The 17,207-nt window shown below is 70.6% G+C and carries 17 protein-coding genes; 7 read left to right on the forward strand and 10 right to left on the reverse strand.

Features of this window, described 5'->3' with window-relative positions:
• The coding region (locus AC1D29_RS14025) for an ATP-binding protein (RefSeq protein ID WP_477898315.1) at positions 1 to 221 on the forward strand (221 nt) is incomplete at its 5' end.
• 520 nt (positions 222 to 741) lie between these two features.
• Here the strand turns inward: AC1D29_RS14025 and AC1D29_RS14030 are convergent.
• Together AC1D29_RS14030 and AC1D29_RS14035 are read right to left on the reverse strand one after the other, a co-directional pair.
• On the reverse strand, positions 742 to 1,191 hold the full coding sequence (locus AC1D29_RS14030; RefSeq protein ID WP_477898317.1) for a hypothetical protein: 450 nt from the start codon (positions 1,189 to 1,191) through the stop codon (positions 742 to 744).
• Positions 1,192 to 1,343: 152 nt separating this feature from the next.
• Positions 1,344 to 2,297 (reverse strand): alpha/beta hydrolase, encoded by a 954-nt coding sequence (locus tag AC1D29_RS14035; RefSeq protein ID WP_477898319.1) that lies wholly within the window; start codon positions 2,295 to 2,297, stop codon positions 1,344 to 1,346.
• 373 nt (positions 2,298 to 2,670) lie between these two features.
• Between AC1D29_RS14035 and AC1D29_RS14040 the strand changes: the two genes are divergently transcribed.
• On the forward strand, positions 2,671 to 3,927 hold the full coding sequence (locus AC1D29_RS14040) for a D-alanyl-D-alanine carboxypeptidase family protein (protein WP_477898320.1): 1,257 nt from the start codon (positions 2,671 to 2,673) through the stop codon (positions 3,925 to 3,927).
• Between the two features lie 15 nt (positions 3,928 to 3,942).
• Here the strand turns inward: AC1D29_RS14040 and AC1D29_RS14045 are convergent, their stop codons facing one another.
• From AC1D29_RS14045 to AC1D29_RS14055, 3 genes are all read right to left on the reverse strand, one after another.
• A complete protein-coding gene (locus tag AC1D29_RS14045) occupies positions 3,943 to 4,698 on the reverse strand; it encodes a ThuA domain-containing protein (RefSeq protein WP_477898322.1) in 756 nt (251 codons plus the stop codon).
• A gap of 89 nt (positions 4,699 to 4,787) precedes the next feature.
• A complete protein-coding gene (locus AC1D29_RS14050; protein ID WP_477898324.1) occupies positions 4,788 to 5,741 on the reverse strand; it encodes an SGNH/GDSL hydrolase family protein in 954 nt (317 codons plus the stop codon).
• Between the two features lie 104 nt (positions 5,742 to 5,845).
• Positions 5,846 to 6,724, reverse strand: coding sequence for an alpha/beta hydrolase family protein (locus AC1D29_RS14055; protein WP_477898326.1), 879 nt, complete (start codon positions 6,722 to 6,724; stop codon positions 5,846 to 5,848).
• Positions 6,725 to 6,825: 101 nt separating this feature from the next.
• Between AC1D29_RS14055 and AC1D29_RS14060 the strand changes: the two genes are divergently transcribed.
• The gene (locus AC1D29_RS14060) at positions 6,826 to 7,386 is read left to right on the forward strand and encodes a hypothetical protein (protein WP_477898328.1); all 561 of its coding nucleotides are present in this window, start codon (positions 6,826 to 6,828) and stop codon (positions 7,384 to 7,386) included.
• A 19-nt stretch (positions 7,387 to 7,405) separates the two neighbouring features.
• Here AC1D29_RS14060 and AC1D29_RS14065 read toward each other — a convergent pair whose 3' ends face one another.
• Positions 7,406 to 8,356, reverse strand: coding sequence for a DMT family transporter (locus tag AC1D29_RS14065; protein ID WP_477898330.1), 951 nt, complete (start codon positions 8,354 to 8,356; stop codon positions 7,406 to 7,408).
• Positions 8,357 to 8,487: 131 nt separating this feature from the next.
• Here AC1D29_RS14065 and AC1D29_RS14070 point away from each other — a divergent pair, with 131 nt between their 5' ends.
• Positions 8,488 to 9,369 carry a LysR family transcriptional regulator gene (locus tag AC1D29_RS14070; protein WP_477898332.1) on the forward strand — a complete coding sequence of 294 codons (882 nt, stop codon included), beginning with the start codon at positions 8,488 to 8,490 and terminating at the stop codon, positions 9,367 to 9,369.
• 13 nt (positions 9,370 to 9,382) lie between these two features.
• Here AC1D29_RS14070 and AC1D29_RS14075 read toward each other — a convergent pair whose 3' ends face one another.
• Both AC1D29_RS14075 and AC1D29_RS14080 read right to left on the reverse strand, forming a co-directional pair.
• A complete protein-coding gene (locus tag AC1D29_RS14075; RefSeq protein WP_477898334.1) occupies positions 9,383 to 11,032 on the reverse strand; it encodes a hypothetical protein in 1,650 nt (549 codons plus the stop codon).
• A 7-nt stretch (positions 11,033 to 11,039) separates the two neighbouring features.
• Positions 11,040 to 12,707 carry a hypothetical protein gene (locus tag AC1D29_RS14080; RefSeq protein WP_477898336.1) on the reverse strand — a complete coding sequence of 556 codons (1,668 nt, stop codon included), beginning with the start codon at positions 12,705 to 12,707 and terminating at the stop codon, positions 11,040 to 11,042.
• 155 nt (positions 12,708 to 12,862) lie between these two features.
• Here AC1D29_RS14080 and AC1D29_RS14085 point away from each other — a divergent pair, with 155 nt between their 5' ends.
• Complete coding sequence (locus tag AC1D29_RS14085; RefSeq protein ID WP_477898338.1) at positions 12,863 to 14,233, forward strand: ethanolamine ammonia-lyase subunit EutB; 1,371 nt, start codon at positions 12,863 to 12,865, stop codon at positions 14,231 to 14,233.
• Positions 14,230 to 15,024 (forward strand): ethanolamine ammonia-lyase subunit EutC, encoded by a 795-nt coding sequence (gene eutC / locus AC1D29_RS14090; protein ID WP_477898340.1) that lies wholly within the window; start codon positions 14,230 to 14,232, stop codon positions 15,022 to 15,024. Before AC1D29_RS14085 ends, eutC begins: the two co-directional genes overlap by 4 nt.
• Before the next feature lie 8 nt (positions 15,025 to 15,032).
• Here eutC and AC1D29_RS14095 read toward each other — a convergent pair whose 3' ends face one another.
• The gene (locus AC1D29_RS14095) at positions 15,033 to 15,386 is read right to left on the reverse strand and encodes a DUF1428 domain-containing protein (RefSeq protein ID WP_477898342.1); all 354 of its coding nucleotides are present in this window, start codon (positions 15,384 to 15,386) and stop codon (positions 15,033 to 15,035) included.
• A gap of 259 nt (positions 15,387 to 15,645) precedes the next feature.
• On the opposite strand from AC1D29_RS14095, the gene AC1D29_RS14100 reads away from it, so the two are divergent.
• The gene (locus AC1D29_RS14100) at positions 15,646 to 16,284 is read left to right on the forward strand and encodes a glutathione S-transferase family protein (RefSeq protein WP_477898344.1); all 639 of its coding nucleotides are present in this window, start codon (positions 15,646 to 15,648) and stop codon (positions 16,282 to 16,284) included.
• A gap of 114 nt (positions 16,285 to 16,398) precedes the next feature.
• Here AC1D29_RS14100 and AC1D29_RS14105 read toward each other — a convergent pair whose 3' ends face one another.
• Positions 16,399 to 17,163: a SapC family protein gene (locus AC1D29_RS14105; protein WP_477898346.1), complete on the reverse strand. Its 765-nt coding sequence runs from the start codon at positions 17,161 to 17,163 to the stop codon at positions 16,399 to 16,401.
• Positions 17,164 to 17,207 lie beyond the last annotated feature (44 nt).

Consider the following 17,207-nt stretch of genomic DNA (forward strand, 5'->3'; position numbering starts at 1 on the left):
AGCGCACCAAGCGCACCAGCGTCGTCATCACGACGAACCTGAGCTTCAGTGAATGGGCCAGCGTCTTCGGCGACGCCAAGATGACCACGGCGCTGCTGGACCGGCTCACGCACCACTGCCATATCCTTGAAACCGGCAACGACAGCTACCGGTTCAAGAACAGCTCAGCTCAACCCACCACTAAGAAGGAGTCCAAACCGAGGAAGTTACCCACAACCTGAGCCCAAGAGGCTCGAACAAGGGTGGGTCAGGATTGGATGGAAACGGTGGGTCAGGATGGCGTGGGAATCAACAGTCCTTGACCTCCGGAACCAAGAACACAAAGATGCCGACCGCAATCATCAACGGTCCAAGAATGAGCGGAGGAAGCTTTTCCCAAGGTAGTAGCCACATCTCGTTCACGCTCCTCTTGACGCTGCCTAACGTCGAAGTTCAGCCGCCGCCAAAGGCGGTCGGCTGCAAAGAGGGGTTAGGTGCTGGACTGGCCTCTATGCTGTGCACGATGCGTTATCCTCGTCGGTAGGGGACCGTCCGACTCACCTCTTTGGCTTGGTTCTTGTTCACCCAGTCGAGAAAGGGCATTGCCGTCCTTGAGTCTTGATACTTGCGTTAGTTGCTTGCCGCATCTCATCCTGCGGTTCACGCAGGCCGATCAGCTTGATTGAGTCGACAGTATTGCAAGCCGCCAAAGCGTCTTGGGTTGTTCTAGCGGGACTGCACTCGCATGCAGCGAAAGACAATTCAACTCCGAAAAGCGTCAATGAATCGAGACCGGCCATTGTCCTTGTACATCCAGAATTTCCAGCCATTGGTTGATGCCGCCGTGTCGCTCGCGCCGCAATCCTTCTTGGCGGCGAACGCGGATGGGCTGACCTCATAGGTTTCACCCTTGTATTCGATGCCGCCCGCCGTGACCTTTGCGGTCATGTGTTTGCCGTCGTAGTCGGCAAAAAGTTCCAGCCCGATCGGCAGTTCGAACCCGCGCGAAGTTTTGAAGACCTTCGGCTCCGGTGATGCTGAGACGGTAAGCGTGACGTGCTTGGCTTGAGTCGGATATGCCTTGTCGTGCTCGTCTAGAACGCGCGTCAGGATTCCGGCCAAACCTTCAATGGCTGGCATCTCAGACTTGGCCTGAATGCGCAGCAGCAGGTCTTTGGGTAGCGAAACGCCGACCATAAGTTGCAGTGCCATGATTGCGCTTCAAAGTTGCTGTTCAGTGACTATATAGTTTCTTAACAGCAACTCCAAGCGATTTATTCAGTTTTGAAGTTGGGCCTTCTTGGAGTCGTAGCTGCGCTCGTCCAAGCCAGCACGGGCTTGACCTTCACGCACTGCGGACCGCCTCACCGCCCCGCCGGCCCCAACAACCCCCGCTGCCTCAGCCACTCCTGCACCCGCCTCGGCCAAGCCGACGCCGTGCCCAGCCCGTCGCGCATGCCGATGCCATGCCCGCCCTGCTCGAACAGGTACAGCTCGGCCGGCACGCCGGCGCGGGTGAGGGCCTGGTAGTACAGGATGCTGTTCTGCACTGGCACGGTCTTGTCGCCCTGGGTGTGCAGCAGCACCGTGGGCGGGGTGGCGGCCGTCACCTGCTGCTCTAGCGACGCCAGCGCCAGCAGCGCGGGGCCAGGCCCGGCACCCAGCAGTGCGAGGCGCGAGCCGGCGTGGGCGGCGGGGTCGGTCATCGTGATGACGGGGTAGACGAGCACGGCGAAGTCGGGCCGGGCGCTGATGCTGTTGTCCAGCGCGGCGCCGGTGCGGCCGTCGGCATGGTCGAACAGCGTGCTGGCGCTGGCCGCCAGGTGGCCACCGGCGGAGCTGCCCATCACGCCGATGCGCTGGGGATCGACCCCGAACTCGGCCGCGCGCGAGCGCACGAGCCGGATGGCGCGCAGCACGTCCTGCAGCGGCGCGGGGTGGCCCCACTCCTGCAGTCGGCTCTTCAGAATGAAGGTGGTGATGCCCAGCGTGCTCAGCCAGGCGGCGTACTGCAGGCCCTCGCGCTGCCACGACAGGTAGCGGTAGCCGCCGCCCGGGCACAGCACGACGGCGGTGTCGTTGGGGCGATCGACGGCGGGCGGCACGACGGTGAGTGTGGGCACCGACACGTTGGCGATGCCGCCGTTCGCGTCCACCCGCTCGGGGCCGAGGTCGCCGCGCGTTGCCGGCGCATCCGCACGCACGGCGGCGGGCACGCCTTCGGGCCAGAGCGGCAGCACGTTCGGCGTGGCCGCGGCCCGGCTGAGCGGCGACAGCAGGGTCAACCAGGGCGACAGGATCAGTGGGCGGCGCTGCATGCGTGCGGCGGGCCGGTGCATAGGCCCCTCAGAGTCGTTGCGTTGCAGTTTGCCCGTGGCGGGCGCTCATGGCGGTGAGTGATTGCGGCCGCCAGTCGCCCCACCGGAAGTGGTCCCGCAGGTCGGGTGCAGTTGTAGAGATTCGTGAGATCGCCGTCGCCCGCCCGGCGGGTGCACGGTCAAGCGGCCACAATTGGGCCCCGAATCGCTTGGCGCGATCTCGTGACCCGGGCACACCAGGCGCGATTCCGCCGTCCCTGGCCCGTCCAGCGGATGGCAAACCCTGGGTGCGCATCGCGCCAGCACAAAAACCGCCCGTCTCTGAGCGTCCGTCTCTGAGCTATCTACCGGCTTCTTCAGCAAGCATCTCTCCATGCCCCGCACCCTGCGCATTTCCCCCCTGCTCCCTTCCCTTCTTGCCAGCGCGATCCTGATCGGCATGGCCGGGGCCGCCAGTGGTGCGGCGCACGCCAAGTCCAAGCCCCACGCGGCTGCAGCCCGCAAGGCCAAGGCCGCCCCCGCCGAGCAGGCGATGACGACCGACGCCAACGGGCAGTCCATCCCGGTGCTCGAGAACAAGGCGTGGGTGCTGCTCAACTTCAACACGGGGCAGATCCTGGCGTCGTCCAACCCGGACGAGCCGCTGCCGCCCGCGTCGCTGACCAAAATGATGACCAGCTACCTGGTCGAGCAGGGCCTGAAGAGCGGCAAGCTCAAGCCCGACGAGATGGTCACCATGAGCGAGAGCGCCTGGTGCCGCGGCGGCAAGGACGGCGACAGCTGCATGTTCGTGCCGCTCAACGAGAAGGCCTCCTTGATGGACATGCTGCGCGGCGTCGTCATCGCCAGCGGCAACGACGCGTCCAAGGCGCTGGCCGAACACGTCGGCGGCTCGGAGGCCGGCTTCGTCACGCTGATGAATGCCGAAGCCGCCAAGCTCGGCATGACCAAGACGCAGTTCGCGAACGCGGCCGGCCTGCCCGACCCCAACAACAAGGCCTCGGCGCGCGACCTGGCCGTGCTGGCCGCGGCCATCATCCGCAACAGCGGCGAGTACTACCCGCTCTACGCCGAGCGCGAGTTCACCTACAACAACATCAAGCAGGGCAACCGCAACGCGCTGCTGTACACCGACCCGACGGTCGACGGCCTCAAGACCGGGCACACGGAGGACGCCGGCTATTGCCTGACCGCCTCGTCCAAGCGCAACGGCATGCGCCTGATCTCGGTCATCATGAACGCGAACAGCAAGCAGGCGCGTGCTGACCAGACCCGCGTGTTGTTCAACTGGGGCTACGCCAACTTCGAGGAAGCGACGCCGGCGCAGGCGGGCGCGACGCTGACGAGCGCCAAGGTGCTGTACGGCGTGGCGCCCGAGGTGGCGGCGGGCGTGGCCAAGCCGTGGACGCTGGTGGTGCCCAAGGGCCAGGCGGCGGCGGTGAAGACCGAGGTGACGCTGAACCCGGGCCTGGAGGCGCCCATCGCCAAGGGTGCCGTGATCGGCAAGCTGGTGGCGGTGGCCAACGGCAAGACGCTTGGCGAGGCGCCGGTCGTCGCGCTGGCCGACGTGGAGCGCGCCGGCTTCTTCCTGCGCATCAAGCAGCGCATCGTCGGCTGGTTCTCGAAGTAACGCGAAGCCGGGCCCTCAGCGCCCGGTCGCCGCCCACCAGATGCCGCCCCACAGGTGGTCCAGGTAGCGCGGGTCCTTGTACATCTCGACGTTGTGCCCCAACGCCGTGACGAACACGCGGCCCTTTTCGTAACCCTGCCACCAGCTCACCGGGTGGTCGGCGCCCATGCCCTTGGCGACCTGGCCGGGCCAGATCTTCGTCGGGTCGTAGCTGCGCTCGTCGACCTTCAGCACGGGGTTGATCGCCACGCCATGCGGGTTGCTGAACTCGTACCACTCGTCTGACCAGATCCAGCGGTCCGGCAGGCCGAACGTGGCGGGGTGGTTCACATCGGCCTTGGTGACGATGGCCGTCTGCAGCATCGGGTGAATGACGAAGCTGCGGCCGACCAGCTTTTCGTACCAGGGCCACAGGCCGGGCTTGCTGATGATGGCGCGGTGCACGACGACGGCGTTGCCGCCGGCCTTCATGTAGCGCTCCAGGCCCGTGCGCTGGGCTTCGTTGAACTCCTCGCCCGAGCTGTTCAGCAGCACGACGGCCGCGTACTTGCTCAGGTCGCCTTCAAAGGCGCCGGGCTGCGCCGTCCAGGTCAGCTCGAAGGCGTGCAGCCTGGCCAGCTTCTCGAAGCTGTCGCGCGCCACCGGGATGTACTCGTAGTGGTACTTGGTGGGCATGGCCAGCACCAGCAGCTGGAACTGGCCGTCGCCGGCGAGAGCGGTGCCGGAGATGGCGGCGGCGACCAGGGCCGGCAGGGTGTGCGTGAGCTTCATGGGCCGCGATTCTTCCAGGCTGGCGCGGCCCCGGTGTGATGCCCGACCCTGCAGGCGTGCGGGGCACCGCCCGCCTGCAGGTGCCGTGCTCAGGCGGCGGCGCGGCGGCGGCGCGCCATCACGGCGACGACGCCCAGGCCCAGCGCCATCAGGCCGTAGGTCTCGGGCTCGGGCACGGCGGCGATGGCGGCGGCGCCCATGAACTGGTGCGACAGGGCCGAGGGGTGCAGCGCGTCGGAGAACTGCGAGACGCTGCACGAGATGCCGACGGAGCCCTGGAAGGCGCCGCACGGCGTGCTGACGTTGGTGATGCCGTAGACCGCACCGCCGTTGTTGAGCGCGTCGGTTCGCACCGCGGCGCCCAGGGCCGCGAAGTCGAAGAAGCTCATGGTCAGGCCCAGGCCTTGGCCGTGGCTGACCACGCCGCCCATCAGCGAGTTGAAGGCGTTGGTGGCCTGCGTGGACGGGGCCGTCAGGCCGAGCCCCACGGCCTCGGGCGTCGCGCCGAGGTCGGGCAGGTTGGCCACGAGGATGTTCTTGGCCCCCTTGCCCGCCAGCTGGCTGATGGCCGTTTTGAGGCTGTCGGTCGCGGCGACGGCGGCGGCGCCGATGTTGGCCGGGTTGCCGCTGCGCGCGTCGCGCATGTCGTTGCCCCCGGCGACGACGACGTAGAGCGCATTGGGGTCGGCCACCGCGTGCGTGCTGCTGAAGCTGCCGATCTGGGCCAGCACGCTCGTGGCGCCCGCGGCCACGCGCGCGCCGCCGATGGCGTAGTTGTTGCCGCCCGCCAGGTTGGCCTTGGCGGCGTCGCTGTGGCCGATGGCCGTGGCCAGGTACTCGACCCACACCGGGCCATCGGAAAAGCGCCCGGTGAAGTACGGCGCCACGGGCAGGGCACCGCCGGTCAGGACCAGCGCGTTGCCCGTGTCGGACAGGCTGTCGCCGAAGAAGTAGGCGTTGCTGAAGCCGGCGGCGCAGGCCGGGCCTGCGAACAGGACCGCGAGCGCTGCTGCGGCGAGTGAGCTGCGAACAGGGTGTGTCATGTCGTCTCCATGGGTTTTGTGGGAGACCGACGCTAGGCACCCGCCCCGGTACTGGCAAGAGGGTTAGCCAGCGAGAGGCGGATGTGTGGGGGGCAGGCGTTGCGTCAGCGCACCGCGGCTGCGGCGGGCAGCCAGCCGCCCAGGTGCTGCATGGCCGCGGGCGTGCGCGCCAGGCTGCGGTGGTTGGTGCCCGCCAGCTGGTGCACGGTCACGGCCGCGCCGGCGTGCTGCAGGGCCTGCACGAGGGCATGCGAGTGCGCGTGCGGCACCTGGCGGTCACGCTCGGCCAGCAGCACAAGCACCTTGCAGTTCAATGCCTGCGCGGCGGCGACGCTGTCCAGCGGCGAGCGCAGCCAGGGCGTCAGCGGCGCCAGCAGCGGGCTGCGCCTGAGCAATGCCCGCAGGCTCTTCAGCGGCGTGATCAGCGCGACGCTGGCCGCCGGGCGTCCGGCCGCGGCGAGGCGCGCGGCCAGCTGCATGGCCACGCCGGTGCCCAGGCTGCGGCCGGCCAGGTGCAGCGCGCCGGGTTGCAGCTGCAGCCGCGCCAGCCCCCAGGTGGCGGCGGCTTCGGCGTCGGCCACGCAGGCCGCCTCGGACGGCCAGCCGCCGCTGGCGCCCAGGCTGCGGTAGTTGAAGGCCAGCAGCGCGCAGTCGTCGGGCAGCCAGCCGGCGAGGTCGGGCGTCCAGGCGACGTGCTCATTGCGCCCGCCAAACCACAGCAACAGGCGGCGCGGCGGCGGCGTGTCGCCCGCCGGCTGGCTCGTGGGCAAGGTCAGCCAGCCCTGCAGCCGCACGCCGCCCGGGCGCGCCAGCCAGACGGCCTCGGTGCGCCGCCGGGCGGCTGCGGGGCCGGGGTCGGTGCGGCGGATGCGCCAGGTGCGGCCGAACAGCAGCTTGCCCTGCAGGCCGACGACGGCGGCCGACAGGGTCAGCGCGGCCAGCGGGGCCCAGGCCCAGGGCGAGAGGGTGAGGAGCGTCGGCATGGATCGGCCCAGCCTAGGCCGCCTGCATGACAGCCGCGTGAGGCGGCGCCCCTAACTTCACGCGCTGGCGCAGCTGTGGCGGCGGTTAAGGTCTGCGGCCCATGCCTGACCTCGACCTGCGCCATCTCCCCGCCGAGCTGCAAGCCGCGCTGGAGCGCGCCTGGCCCGGTTGCCCCGAGGCGCAGCGGCGTGCGCTGCTGGGGCCGCATCGGCTGGGCTGGCCGCCGCCCTGGCCCGGCCGGCTGTGGGCCTGGCAGCCGGCCAGCCGCTGGTGGCGGCCGTTCGCGGCGCGCGATGAGCGCCGGTCGGCCGAGGCGTTCTTCGGTGCCCACCTGAGCGATGCGCGCGGTGAGCCCAATGACGGCAGCGGCCCGGTCTACGAGGAGCGCCTGTTCGACCCCGCGCAGCCCTTCTTCGAAACACCCTGGACGCACGCCCGCGTGGTGTTGCGCAGCCCCGTGCCCGAGGTGTTCAGCGACGCGGACTTCTGGGTCATCACGCAGCAGCTCTGGGGCGGGCACGTGGCGTCGGCCACGTTCACCGCGCAGAGCTGGGCGCGCGGCATGACGGCGGAGAACGCGCTGCGCGGGTGGCGCCGCAGCCGATGGCTGGACGACGCCCTGTGGCGGCTGGAGATGTCCGCCACCGGCACCTACGTCTGAGCGGCCGCGCGGGCGCCACTCAGCGCGTGCAGGGCGCCGTGCGCAGCGCCGGCTGCACGCCGGCCGGTGCGGGCTTGGGCGTCCACACGGTCAGCGCCAGGCCCAGGCCGACGAGGGCTGCACCGGCGATCTCGTTGGCATGCGGCGCCTCGCCCATGACGGCACGCACGGCAATGACCGACACCGGCACCATGTTCAGGAACAGCGTCCCGAGCGGCGCGCCGAGCTGCTTCACGCCGGCGTTGAAGGCCATCACGGCGGCGACGGTGGGCACCAGCGCGATGTAGACCAGCTTGGGGCTCAGTTCCAGCAGCAACTCGGCAGACGGCGCCTCGGCCCAGCCGGCCAGCGTGGCCAGCAGCGCCACCACGGCCAGCCCCGGCAGCGCGGCGATGGCCGTCAGCGCGGTGTACTCCAGCGGGCTGTGGTCGGGCACCTTGGCCATGGCGCGGGTGTACATCACCCAGCCCAGCGTGCCGGTCAGCGTGATCGCGTCGCCCAGCAGCATGCGGGGGCTGACCTCGCCAGCCTGGCCCAGCAGGTTGGCCACGGTGGCCACGCCGGCCAGCGCCAGCGCGGCGCCCAGCAGCGAGCGCAGCGGCGGGCGTTGGCCGTCCAGCGCCCAGCGCAGCGCCATCGTCGTGAAGGGCATGGTGGCCATGATGACCGAGCCGTGCGAGGGCAGCGACAGCTTCAGGCCCTGGAAGACCATGATGCTGAACACGCCATAGCCGGCCAGACCGACGAGGCTGTGCCGCAGCGCGTGGCGGCGCAGCTTGGTCCAGGGCTCATGGCCGGCGAACTGCACCAGCAAGGCCAGCACGGCGGTGGCCAAGGTGTAGCGGGCCAGCGTGAACCAGACGGGGTCGAGCTGGGCGACGACCGGCTTGCCGATCAGGAACAGGCTGCCCCAGGCGCTGGTGGCGAACAGCAGCGCGGCGATGGCGCGCGGTGAGGTGTTGGCAGTCATGGAAGGCTCCAGACGGATTCGAATGGAGTCAGTCTGGGCGCCGGGCCGCCAAACGGCCATTCGTTTCGGCGGAGCACCCCGTTCGGAAATTCCACACCCGCCCTGCGGCGGCCCTGCGCAGAATGCCGGCCATGGAGATCTACCAGCTCAAGACCTTTGTCGCGGTGGCCACCGAAGGCAACCTCACGCGCGCGGCGGAGCGCGTGTTCACCAGCCCGCCGGCGGTCAGCGCGCAGCTCAAGGCGCTGGAGGATGAGTTCGGCGTGAAGCTGTTCGAGCGCAGCACCCGCGGCATGGCGCTGACGCCCGCCGGCGAGCGGCTGCTGGACGAGGCCCGCCGCACGCTGGCCGCCGCCCAAGCCATGCAGACAGCGGCCGCGCTCATCCGGGGCCAGGCGCGCGGCCAGGTGCGCATGGGCACGGTCAGCGACGCCGTGGCGCTGCGGCTGGGCGAGGTCTTCGTGCACCTGGCCGAGCGGCATCCGCAGGTGCAGCTGCAACTGCAGCAGCTGGTGTCGCTGCGCGCTATTGCCGCCGTGCGCCGCGGCGAGCTGGACTGCGCCTGCGTGCTGCACGAGCACCCGGAGATCGAAGGCCTGGCGCTGCGGCGCCTGCAGGCCGCCGAGATCGTGCCGGTGGTGCCGCAGCGCCTGCTGCTGCACGGCGGCCTGCCGCCTGACCTGGCCGGCCTGGCCGCGCTGCCCTGGGTCACCACGCCGCCGGACTGCGGCCTGCGCAGCCACCAGGAACGGCTGTTCGCCCAGGCCGGCGCGGTGCTGGAGGTGGGCCTGCAGGCTGACACCGAAGTGGCCGTGCGCAGCATGGTGGCCGCCGGCATGGGCGCCGGCATGGTGCGGCGCGACCAGGCGGTGCTGATGGAAGAGGCGGGCCAGGCGCGCATCTGGCCGGGCTGGTCGGCGCCGACCTGGTTCTGCTGGATCAGCAGCGAGGCCGCGCTGCAGGTGCCGGCTGTGGCGGCCGTGCAGGACGCGGTGGCGCAGACCTGGGTGTGACCCGGGACGGCCGCTACTTGTCGAGGCTGTAGCTGCCGTCGCCGGCGTAGACGGTCTTGTGGTCGCCGTGCACGGGGAAGCTGAGCAGGCGCTCCTGGTGGCCGTCGTCGTAGTCCAGCACCAACGCGAAGCCGCCAAGCTGGTAACGGCCGCGGCGGCTGGCGCCGTCGTCGGTCTTGCGCGCGCTGTAGGCGCCCACGGTGCCGCCGGGGCCGCCGCTCGGGCCCGTGCCCACGGAGCCGCCGCCGACGCTGCTGCTGCTCTTGCCGTCGCCGTACGACGAGCCGCTGATGACGGTGTTGTTCAGCGTCGCGGCCAGCGTGCCGGTGCTGGACGTCGCGCTGTAGCTGCGCTCGAAGCGGCCGTCGCGCGTGAAGCGCAAGGTCTGCGACGACGACCGGCCGCCCAGCACCAGGCTGCCGGTGAAGCTGGCGCGGCTGAAGCTGCCGTCCAGCCGCGTGCCCGCGGGCCAGGGCTTGACGGCGTGGTGCAGCGCGGCCCGCCAGTCGCCGGCGGGGCGGCCGTCGTCGTCCTGGTCCTGCATCTCGTAGCGCTTGTCGGCGCCGCGCCAGCGGCCCCATTGCTGCGGCTCCAGCTGGCGTGACGCGCTCACGTTGAGCTGGTCCGGCGGCATGCCGCCGCGGCGGTAGGCGGTGCCGTCGCGCAGCAGGAAGCGCACGTCCTCCTCCCATTGCGTGCCGTTGACGTTGTTGGCCTCGCCGTGGATGACGATGGCCACCAGGTCCTTGTCGGCCAGGCCCTTGCCGGGCGCGCTCGTCACGCGCTGCAGCAGCACCTCCTGGCGCTCCAGCGGCGCCTGCGGCAGCGGCGACGGTGTCAGGCCCGACGCGTCACCGACGACGGCCGCGGCGGCCAGGTTCACGTAGCTGTTGTCCAGCGACGTGAAGACGCCGCGCAGCACCACCTCGCGGCCCACCCAGGGCTCGGCGCTGACGTCCAGCGCGATGGTGTGCGCCGAGCGCCGCTCGCCCTGCTCCTGCACGAGCCGGTAGCGGTCGCCGTCCATGCCGTGGCGCTCCACGCGGCCCTTGACGTAGACCAGCCCCAGCTTCTGCTGCGCGGCTTCGTCGGAGATCGCGGACCAGCGGCCGCGCTGCTTCACGAGCGCCGGGATCTGGCTGGGCAGCAGCAGCTGGCCCCGTGGCGCGCCTGGTGCGATGTCCGGCAGCGTGGGCTTGTAGGCCATCTTGATCTGCAGCAGCCCCATGGCGACGGCGCGGGCCTGCGGGAACTGCGCGCTGACGTCCATGCCGGCGCCCTGCAGGTCCTGCCCCAGCCCGGCGCAGATGCGGTCGGGCGCGGCATCGCCCAGCACGCGCTGGCGCATAGTCTCGGTGAGCCGGCTCCACGGCGGGATGCTGCTGCTGTCGCGCTGCTTCATCGAGATCAGCACCATGCGCAGCGGCGCGACCTGGTGACGCTCGCGCCACGCCACCCAGGCCGCACGCGCCTGCGCGGTGGCGGGGGCGCCGACGTCATGGCAGGCGTCGAGCGAGGCCTCGGTCATCACGTCCAGGCTCACGGCGCTGATCAGCTGGCCCATGGCCGCGGGGTCGGTCAGCAGGGTTTGCGCGTTGGGGGGGGCGGCAGCGGCGCTGCCGGCCTGCAGCGCCAGCGTCATCAGCCATGCAGTCTTCGTCATGCGCCGTTCATTTGTCCAGGCTCAGGCTGCCGCTGCCGACATAGACGGTCTTGCCGTCGTCGTGCACCGGGAAGCAGAGCAGGCGTTCCTGGTGGCCGTCGTCGTAGTCCAGCGTCAGCGCGAAGCCGCTGAGCTGGTAGCGGCCACGGCGGCTGGCGCCGTCGTCCTTGGTGTTGGTGCCGCTGGTCGCGGTGACGGTGCCCAGCGGCCCGGCCATGGTGCCGCCGGCCGTGCTGCTGCTGCCCTTGCCGTCGGCACGCGAGGACATGGAGATGTTGGCGCCGTTGGCGGCGGCCAGGCCGCCCGACGTGCCCAGCGAGCTGTAGCTGCGCTCGAAGCGGCCGTCGCGCGTGAAGCGGATGGCGCGCTTGGACGACACGCCGCCGGTGACCAGGCTGCCGCTGAACGTGCCGCGGCTGAAATAGCCCTCCAGCCGTGTGTTCTGGGGCCAGGGCTTGACGGCGTAGTGGTGCCCCGCCTTCCAGTCGCCCGCGGGGCGGCCGTCGAAGTCCTGCCCCTGCATCTCGTAGCCCTTGCCAGCGCTGCGCCAGCGGCCCCACTGCTGTGGCTCCAGCTTGCGCGAGGCGGTGACGTCGAGCTGGTCAGGCGGCATGTCCGTGCGGCTGTAGACCGTGCCGTCGCGCAGCAGGAAGCGCACGTCTTCCTCCCAGCTGGTGCCGTAGTTGTAGTTGGCCTTGCCCTCGATGACGACGGCGGCCAGCTCCTTGTCGGCCAGGCCGCGGCCGGGCGGGCTCATGACCCGCTGCAGGATGACCTCCTTGCGCGCCAGCGACTCCTGGGCCAGCGGCGATGGCGTCAGGCGCGACGCGTCGGCCACCAGGGCCAGGCGCTTGAGGTCGGCGGCGTAGGACCGCAGCGACGTCATCACGCCGCGCAGCACCACCTCGCGGCCCACCCAGGCTTCAGCGTCGAAGTCGAGGTAGAACTTGGCACCCGAGACGCGCTCGCCTTCGTCCACGACCAGGCTGAAGCGGTCGCCGTCGCGGCCCTGCGACCAGCGCTTCACGCGCCCCTTCACGTAGACGAAGCCGTGCTCGCGCTGGGCTTCGTCGGCCGACTTGGAACTCCAGCCGCCCTTGTGCCGCTCGGCCAGTGCGGCGATCTGCGTCGGCAGCAGCACTTGGGCCCCATCGGGCGCCGCGGCGGCCGGCAGTTCAGCGAGCCGCGATGACACGTCGGCGCGCAGCAGATCCGCGGCCGCCGCGGCGGCCTGCGGGAACAGCGCCGTCGCATCCATGCCGGGCGACTGCAGGTCGCGCACCAGCGCGGCGCAGGCTTGCTCGGGATTGGGGTCGCCCAGCACGCGCGAGCGCATGGGCTCGGTGATCTCGTCCCACGACGGCGTGCGGCCGTAGTTGTTGCGCCGGTTCGCGTTGACCAGCACTGTCTTGAGCTGCGGCAGCTGGTGCTTCTCGCGCCATGCCACCCAGGCCGAGCGCAGCGGCATGAACGACGGCGCGCCCACGGCGTCGCAGGCGCCAAGCGTGGCTTCGGCCATCACGTCGAGGCTGACGGCGTTGACGAGCTGGCCCACGGCGGCCCGGTCCGTCGCCAGCGGCGTGGCCGGCGCCGCGCAGGCCACGCCGCTGGCCATTGCCCAAGCCAGCGCCGCCAGCGCTGCCGTCAAGCCAGAGGTGCTGGCGTCGTGTCGCATCGAGTGGATGCCTCCTGATCCGAAAGGGCGCGATGTTCGGCAGCCGGGCGGGCGCCGAACATCCCACGCTTGCAGCGTCGGTAATCGGCACCTGGGGATGTGCCCCGTCGCCGCTTTGTCATGCAGCCGGCACGGCTTTTGCGCACACTTGCGCCATGGCCTATGCCCACACCCTCGGCAGCGAGCGCTTCCAGTTCGCCGACCTGCGCACGCTGCTGGCCAAGGCCAGCCCGCGCCGCTCCGGGGACGAGCTGGCCGGCGTGGTGGCGGCGAATGCACGCGAGCGGGTCGCGGCGCAGCTGGCGCTGGCCGACCTGCCGCTGAACGTGTTCCTCAGCGAGGCCGTCGTGCCTTACGAGACGGACGAGGTGACCCGCCTCATCATCGACGCGCATGACGCCGACGCGTTCGCGCCCGTCGCGCACCTGACGGTCGGCGGCCTGCGCGACGCGCTGCTGGCCGATGCGGTCGACCCCGCACAGATCGCCGCGGGCCTGACGCCCGAGATGGCCGCCGCCGTCAGCAAGCTGTGCCGCGTGCAGGACCTGATGCTGATCGCGCGCCGCTGCGAGGTGGTCACGCAGTTCCGCTCGACGCTGGGCCTGCGCGGGCGTCTTGCCACGCGGCTGCAGCCCAACCACCCGACGGACGACGAGGCCGGCATCGCCGCCAGCCTGCTGGACGGCCTGCTGATGGGCGCGGGCGACGCCGTCATCGGCATCAACCCCGCGACCGACAACCTGCCCCAGGTCATGCGCCTGGTGCAGATGCTGGACGCCGTCATCACCCACCATGAGATCCCGACGCAGAGCTGCGTGCTGACGCATGTGACGACGACGATCGAGGCCATCAACCGGGGTGCGCCTGTGGACCTGGTCTTTCAGTCCATCGCCGGCACCGAGGGCGCCAACCGCGGCTTCGGCGTCACGCTGGCACTGCTGGCCGAGGCACAGCAGGCGGCGTTGTCGCTGCAGCGCGGCGGCCGGCAGGTCATGTACTTCGAGACCGGCCAGGGCAGCGCGCTGTCCAGCGGTGCCCACCACGGCTGCGACCAGCAGACGCTGGAATGCCGCGCCTACGCGGTGGCGCGGCGCTTCGAGCCGCTGCTGGTCAACAGCGTCGTCGGCTTCATCGGGCCCGAGTATTTGTTCGACGGCAAGCAGATCCTGCGCGCGGGCCTGGAAGACCACTGCGCGGCCAAGCTGCTGGGCCTGCCCATGGGCGTGGACGTCTGCTTCACCAACCATGCCGAGGCCGACGTGGACGACGTCGACAGCCTGCTGACGCTGCTGTGCGCTTCGGGCTGCAACTACATCATGGGCGTGCCGGGGTCCGACGACATCATGCTGGGCTACCAGAGCACCAGCTTCCACGACGCGCTGGCGATGCGCCGGCTGCTGGGCCTGCGGCCGGCGCCCGAGTTCGAGGCCTGGTTGCAGCGCATGGGTGTGTTCGCGCCCGGCGCCGAGCCGCGACTGGCGGACGCGATGCCGGCACGCTTTGCCGCGCTGCTGGGGCAGGCATGAAGCCGCCGGTCACCGACCAGCCCTGGGCCAGCCTGCGCCGCTACACGGCCGCGCGGATCGGCCTGGGCCGCGCCGGCGTCAGCGTGCCGACGGCCGCGCATCTGGCCTTCCAGCAAGCGCACGCCGAGGCGCGTGACGCCGTCCATGCGCCGCTGGACGCCGACGCGCTGCTGGCCGGCCTGCGCGCGCTGGGTGAGATGCCGCTGCAGGTGCAAAGCCAGGCGCCGGACCGGGCGAGCTATCTGCAGCGCCCCGACCTCGGCCGCCGGCTCGACGAGGCCAGTGCGGCCACGCTGGTGGCGCCGCAGCAGCCCGCCAGCGACCTGGCCTTCGTGTTCGCTGACGGCCTCTCGGCGCTGGCGCTGCAACGCCAGGCGCTGCCCGTGTTCACCGCGCTGCGCGAGCGCCTGCTGCAAGAGGGCGGCTGGCGCTGGGCGCCGCCCGTCGTCGCGACCCAGGCCCGCGTGGCGCTGGGCGACGCGGTCGGTGCGCTGCTGAACGCCCGCTGCGTGGTCGTGCTGATCGGCGAGCGCCCGGGCCTGTCGGCGCCGGACAGCCTGGGCCTGTACTTCAGCTGGGCGCCGCGCCCGGGCTTGGTCGACGCGCAGCGCAACTGCATCTCCAACGTCCGCCCCGAAGGCCTGGCGCCCGCCGCGGCGGCGGCCAAGCTGCACGCGCTGCTGCGCGAGGCGCGAACGCGGCAGTTGAGCGGCGTCGAGCTGAAGGACGAGCAGGACGACCGCGCGCTGGCGGCCGCGCCGTCAGCCCTGATGCGGCTGCTGGCGGGCTGAAGCGGCCCTCAGGCGTCCACGATCACTTCGAACCCGCCGAAGATCATGCGCTGACCGTCGAACGGCATGCCTTCCGGCCCCTTCTTCATGCTCGGGTCTTCCATCACCTTCTTCATGCCCTCGTTGCGCGCCTGCTTTGACGGCCAGACGACCCACGAGAAGACGACGGTCTCGTCGGGCTTGCGCTGCACGGCCAGCGGGAACGACGTGACCTTGCCTTCGGGCACGTCGTCGCCCCAGCACTCGACCACCTGCAGCGCCCCGTGCTGCTTGAACAGCGCGGACATCTCCTGCGCCAGCTTGCGGTACACCTCGCGGCTGGCCGTGGGCACCGGGACCAAATAACCATCGACGTAGTTCATGGGTTCTCTCCATTGGGGTGGCGGCAACACCGCCGCCTTTTGCACGACGATCGAGCGTCGTCGATCTCGACAGACCACGGCGCGCCAGATGTAAACGTGTATTGGCGAGGCTTGTCGGGTGAGCCTGCGGCTGTCGATGTCGGCCCACCTCGATCGTCGTGGGGATGACGGTGCGACAAGCACCTCACCCCCTCCCACCGCGCCCCCGGCGTTTGGCAAGCCGCATCGGCGAGCCATGTTTCTCGAAAGGACTCTTCCGATGATCACCATCACCGCCTTTGAACGGTCGCCCGACGGCGGCAAGGGCCTGGCCCGCGACACGCGCGTTCGCTGGGCGCTGGAGGAGGCCGGCCTGCCGTACGAGGTGCGCCTGGTGTCCATGCGGGCGATGAAGGAGGCCGCGCATCTCGCGCTGCATCCGTTCGGCCAGATTCCCACCCTGGAGGACGGCGATCTCGCGCTGTTCGAGACCGGCGCCATCGTGTTCCACATCGCCGAGCGCCACCCGGGCCTATTCCCCGCCGACGCGCACGCCAGGGCGCGCGCCATCACATGGATGTTCGCGGCGCTGAACACCGTCGAGCCGCCCATCCTCGAACTGGTCACCGCCCGCATCACCGAAGGCGACAAGCCGTGGAAGGACGAGCGCCTGCCCCTCGTCCATGAGCGGGTGCGCGCCCGGTTGAATCAGCTGGCCGCCCGCCTGGGCGCTTCGGATTGGCTGGATGGCGGCTTCAGCGCGGGTGACCTGCTGATGGTGTCGGTGCTGCTGAGGTTGCGGCCGTCCGGCCTGCTGAACGAGTTTCACAGCCTGGCCGCCTATGTGGCCCGCGGTGAAGCGCGGCCCGCCTATCAGCGCGCGTTCGCCGCACAGCTGGCGGTCAACACGGCCCCTTGAGTCGGTCGGGCCTCAAGCCGCTCTGCACTGTCCTGCGAGCAGCGCCGCCGCCGCGCCATGCGGGGCTGGTGCGGAATCTTGACGGCCGCGATAGATGCCCGAGCACCTGCCGCGTCAGTGCATCGCGGGCGCGGCGTCGCGCTCGGCCTTGTCCAGCGTGCGGCGCTCGTCCAGCCGCCGGGCCAGGCGCTGCACCTGCTGCAGCGACAACAGGTGCGCATAGGCCCAGCCCAGCCAGCCCTTGTCGGCCAGGTCCTTCAGCGTGGCCGCGTCCAGCGCGCGCAACCTGGCCTCGTTGACGGTCTTGAAGCCGCGCAGCGTGCTCTTCTCGCCGTCCAGCGTGTACTCGATGACACCGTCCTGCAGCAGCTCCAGCGCGGCCAGGTGGGAGGCGAAGTCGCGGCTGGCCTGCATCTCCTGGCGGAAGCTCAGCAGGAAGCGCTTGATCTCCTCCAGCCACGGTGTCTCCAGCCCCTGGTCGTCGAACAGCGCCTCGCCCTTGTCGGCGTTCAGCCCCGCGTAGGCCCGGTCCAGGCAGACGGTGAAGGTGGCGTCGCCCTCGGCCTCGGCCAGCACGAACGGGTAGCGGCGGAAGAACGCCGGCAGATAGGCCCCGCGCGCCCAGGCACCATCGGGCTGCACGAACAGGTTCTCGTGGTCGCGCAGGCCCACCAGCGCCGCCAGGCTGTGGCCGCCGTCGGCCTCGATCAACACGCAGGGAAAGTCCAGCGCCGCCGCGGGCAGCTCGGTCGCCGCGATCAGCACCGAGTTGGTCTCGCGCGCAAACGCGAATTGGCTGTCCGCCGGCGCCAGCTTCAGATGGCGGTGCTGGTCGCGGTTCAGGGACACGAGGTCGTCGTAGATCAGCAGGGTTTTCATGGCGGGCGCTCGGGCGGGATGGCTGGGAGTGCCGATTCTGCTGA

The organism is Roseateles sp. P1_C6 (assembly GCF_056406315.1).

Excerpts from the sequence above, each read along its gene's own strand:
- AC1D29_RS14045 (WP_477898322.1), bottom strand. The coding sequence starts at position 4,698 with ATGAAGCTCACGCACACCCTGCCGGCCCTGGTCGCCGCCGCCATCTCC.
- AC1D29_RS14060 (WP_477898328.1), top strand. The coding sequence starts at position 6,826 with ATGCCTGACCTCGACCTGCGCCATCTCCCCGCCGAGCTGCAAGCCGCG.
- AC1D29_RS14030 (WP_477898317.1), bottom strand. The coding sequence starts at position 1,191 with ATGGCACTGCAACTTATGGTCGGCGTTTCGCTACCCAAAGACCTGCTG.
- AC1D29_RS14055 (WP_477898326.1), bottom strand. The coding sequence starts at position 6,724 with ATGCCGACGCTCCTCACCCTCTCGCCCTGGGCCTGGGCCCCGCTGGCC.
- AC1D29_RS14100 (WP_477898344.1), top strand. The coding sequence starts at position 15,646 with ATGATCACCATCACCGCCTTTGAACGGTCGCCCGACGGCGGCAAGGGC.
- AC1D29_RS14050 (WP_477898324.1), bottom strand. The coding sequence starts at position 5,741 with ATGACACACCCTGTTCGCAGCTCACTCGCCGCAGCAGCGCTCGCGGTC.
- AC1D29_RS14070 (WP_477898332.1), top strand. The coding sequence starts at position 8,488 with ATGGAGATCTACCAGCTCAAGACCTTTGTCGCGGTGGCCACCGAAGGC.
- AC1D29_RS14035 (WP_477898319.1), bottom strand. The coding sequence starts at position 2,297 with ATGCAGCGCCGCCCACTGATCCTGTCGCCCTGGTTGACCCTGCTGTCG.
- AC1D29_RS14080 (WP_477898336.1), bottom strand. The coding sequence starts at position 12,707 with ATGCGACACGACGCCAGCACCTCTGGCTTGACGGCAGCGCTGGCGGCG.
- AC1D29_RS14085 (WP_477898338.1), top strand. The coding sequence starts at position 12,863 with ATGGCCTATGCCCACACCCTCGGCAGCGAGCGCTTCCAGTTCGCCGAC.
- AC1D29_RS14105 (WP_477898346.1), bottom strand. The coding sequence starts at position 17,163 with ATGAAAACCCTGCTGATCTACGACGACCTCGTGTCCCTGAACCGCGAC.
- AC1D29_RS14040 (WP_477898320.1), top strand. The coding sequence starts at position 2,671 with ATGCCCCGCACCCTGCGCATTTCCCCCCTGCTCCCTTCCCTTCTTGCC.
- eutC (WP_477898340.1), top strand. The coding sequence starts at position 14,230 with ATGAAGCCGCCGGTCACCGACCAGCCCTGGGCCAGCCTGCGCCGCTAC.
- AC1D29_RS14075 (WP_477898334.1), bottom strand. The coding sequence starts at position 11,032 with ATGACGAAGACTGCATGGCTGATGACGCTGGCGCTGCAGGCCGGCAGC.
- AC1D29_RS14095 (WP_477898342.1), bottom strand. The coding sequence starts at position 15,386 with ATGAACTACGTCGATGGTTATTTGGTCCCGGTGCCCACGGCCAGCCGC.
- AC1D29_RS14065 (WP_477898330.1), bottom strand. The coding sequence starts at position 8,356 with ATGACTGCCAACACCTCACCGCGCGCCATCGCCGCGCTGCTGTTCGCC.